General features: G+C 58.2%; 3 protein-coding genes. All 3 read left to right on the top strand.

Translation table 11 applies throughout. From position 1 onward, the window contains the following. Positions 1–1395 (top strand): thioesterase domain-containing protein (locus A5692_RS04145; RefSeq protein ID WP_231984183.1); only part of this gene is annotated, 1395 nt, incomplete at its 5' end. 284 nt (positions 1396–1679) lie between these two features. Then, positions 1680–1910: an MbtH family protein gene (locus A5692_RS04140; RefSeq protein WP_068052508.1), complete on the top strand. Its 231-nt coding sequence runs from the start codon at positions 1680–1682 to the stop codon at positions 1908–1910. A gap of 24 nt (positions 1911–1934) precedes the next feature. Further along, positions 1935–3325: condensation domain-containing protein (locus tag A5692_RS04135; RefSeq protein WP_231984182.1), on the top strand; the 1391-nt coding region annotated here is incomplete at its 3' end.

The following is a 3325-nucleotide window of genomic DNA, read 5'->3' as shown; positions in this document are numbered from 1 at the left end:
TGTTGGGGCCCCGATGGGCAGTTGCAGTATGTGGGCCGTGTTGATGAGCAGGTCAAAATCCGCGGGTATCGCATCGAATTGGGTGAGATCCGCACCGCCCTGGCCAATGTGGATGGGGTGGGGCAGGCGGTGGTGATTGCCCGCGAGGACCACCCCGGCGACAAACGCCTGATCGGCTACATCACCCAATCCGCTTCGGGGATCGTGGATCCGGTCGCCATCCGCACCCAACTCGCGGATCGGTTGCCCGCCTATATGGTGCCGGCCGCGATCATCGTGCTCGACGCCCTGCCGTTGACGGTCAACGGCAAACTCGACACCCGCGCCCTACCCGCCCCCGACTACACCCACACTCAGTACCGCGCCCCGGGCAGTCCCATTGAGGAAATGTTGGCCGACATCTACGCCCAAACGCTCGGACTCGACAAGGTGGGGGTCGACGACTCGTTCTTCGACCTTGGTGGTGACTCGCTGTCGGCAATGCGCCTCATCGCCGCCATCAACACCAGCCTCGACACCAATCTTCCTGTACGCACCATCTTCGAGGCGCCCACTGTGAGAAGTTTGAGTCCGCGTCTGCACACAGCTAGTGCGTCCGCGCCAGAAGTAATCCCGATTCAGACTTTGACGGACGGCATCGGCGATCCGTTGTTCTGCATTCATCCCGGGGGCGGGATGAGTTGGCCGTATCAAGCCCTTGGTAATTACTTGGACTGCCCCATCATCGGAATTCAACAAATGCTGCAGGGCGAAGAAGCTGAGCCCCGGTCAATTCGCGATATGGCGAAAAACTACGCCGACAGAATCCAGGAGACTTACCCTGCCGGACCCTACAATCTTCTTGGTTACTCCTTTGGCGGTATCGTCGCCCATGAACTCGCCATCGAGCTTCAGCAGCGCGGATGCACAATCCCAAGCCTCATCATTCTCGATGCCCAGCCGATTGCCGACGGGGGCGACGAAACACTTGACCCAGCCGCAATCGAGAAAGAAGTTTTGGAAGAGGTCTTGCGGTTCTTCAATATCGCTGTTCCTCATCAGGATGAGCCACTTACCTATGAGCGGGTAGGAGAACTAGTCCGCGAACACGCGGGTGTTGAAATCACTCGCTACAAGCAGCTTCTGGAGGTGATTCTGCGGAACCTTGATACGAATATGACGTTGGCGCAAACTCACGAACCCGGTGTTTTCGATGGCGATATAACTATATTTTCCGCGGTGGGAGACGCAAGTGATTGCAATTCAGCCTTGCTAGAAAGTTGGCGACCTTATGTCACTGGCGACATTACAGAACACCCGATCGACTGTACGCATGAAGAGATGCTAATCACCGAATCACTCAGCAAGTACGGCGAAAAACTCAAACATTTACTGCTGAGTGAATCCGCCCCCTGACGGTTCGAGATTTCGGTCTCGCGCGGCAGGCAAGCTCAGCGCTGGCAGGGAATCGGCCTTGGCGGAGTCCGGTTTTGCACGAACTAATTGCTGCGAGACCACATGCCACTGCGGGATCACGGGACGAAGGACAAGTGCCGAAGCTTTCTACTGACAACAGGTTAGTCAGGAGCGCCGATGGGTTACATGGGCAGGTTTATGCGAAGTTTTCGGGACGGGTGGCGTTGGGCTGTCGTATGGTTTGGAGCGGACCATGTGTCTCGGCTAGACGGTCTGGGGGATCGGTGAGCATCAATCCATTCGATGATGACAGTCGCAGTTTTGTGGTCTTAGTCAATGACGAGGAACGGCACAGTTTGTGGCCGGATTTCGCTGATGTTCCGGCCGGTTGGCGAGTGGTGTATGGCGAGGCCGATCGTGGAGCGTGCGTGAACTACATCGAACAGAATTGGACCGATGTACGGCGTGAGAGTCTGCGCGAGAAGCTGGTCGCGGGTCCGGTTTTTGAGCGGTAACCCCGTTTGGGTTGGTGGACTCGGATGGAACTCGACGACCGGGCACTTCCGCTCACACGCGGACAGTTAGACATCTGGCTTGCCCAGGCAACGGGTCACTCCGGTATCGAATGGCAGCTGGGCCTGTTGGTGAGGATCGAGAGCACGGTCGACCGGGAGTCCCTGCAGTGGGCGATCCGCCGCGTGGTGCACGAGGCTGAGCCAGTCAGGGTCTCGTTCTCTGAGGTAGACGGCCAGGTTGTGCAGCGGGTGATCGATTACCCGGATGTCGAGTTGGCTTTTTACGACCTGCGTGGCGCGCAGGACCCGGTGCAGGAAGTCCGTGAGATCGCGTCATCGATTCAACGCACGCCCATGCCGTTGAGCGGGCCGCTGTTCAAATTTGCGTTGTTTCAAATCCGTCGCGATGAATTCTATTTGTTTGCGTGTTGCCACCATATAGTCATCGACGGCTTCGGTGTTGCGCTTGTTGGCCACCGGATCGCATCCATCTATTCTGCAATTCTTTCCGGCGCGTCCATTCCTTCTGCTTTCTATGGTTCGTTGAAAGACTTGGTTGACTATGAATTGGAGTATGAGACGTCGACCGATTATCGCGACGACGAGGCCTATTGGACTCGAAATCTTGCCTCCCAATACGGATCGCATTATCGGTTTTTCGATGCTGCAGGGGTGCGTGATCCATGGCCTTCGGCGCCGGTCGGGTTGGACCTCGGGGTCTTGCGCAGGGTCGATGAGTTGTCCGGGGCGTGGAATATGTCTCGCACATCGATCATTACTGCGGCGTGCGCCCTCTTGGTGCGGGGATGGTCGGGTAGCGGGTCGGAAGTGGTGCTCGATTTCCCGGTAAGCCGCCGGGTGAGTCCGGAGTCCAAGATGCTTCCCGGGATGGTCGCCGGGTTTGTGCCGCTGGTGTTGACTGCATCACCAGATTCTCCGATTGCCAGCTTTTGTGAGCACGTTGACACGCGGATACGGGAGGCGCTGCAGCATCAGCGTTTTCCAGTGCAAGCGCTCGAGCGCAAAGCTCAGCCCCACGGCCCTGCGCGATCAACCGATCGGGTGAGCGTCAATTTCATCCCCGCCGGATTTACCTTGCCTTTCGGTGGCGTGATGGCCTCGGCGTCGTACACCAATTCTGGCCTCGTCGGCGGCTTTGGTCTGATCTTTTCTAACGCCGGTGACCAGCTATTCCTGAGCACGGCGGGCGCTGGGCAGCCGTTTGCCAGTTTCGACGTCTCTTATTTAGCCAACCGCTTGCAGCGGGTGTTGGCGGCGATGACTGCCGACCCGCAGCGGTTGTTGTCGTCGGTCGAGGTGCTCGACGTCGACGAGCATGCGCGCTTGGCGGTGTGGGGCAACCGTGGCGTGTTGGACCGCCCCGCCACGCCGACGGTGTCGATTCCGGATGTGTT

This window comes from Mycobacterium sp. E342, from assembly GCF_001667665.1.
Lineage (GTDB): Bacteria > Actinomycetota > Actinomycetes > Mycobacteriales > Mycobacteriaceae > Mycobacterium.
The sequence above is the reverse complement of the archived record's forward strand: the minus strand, read 5'-3'. Positions and strand labels throughout refer to the sequence as shown.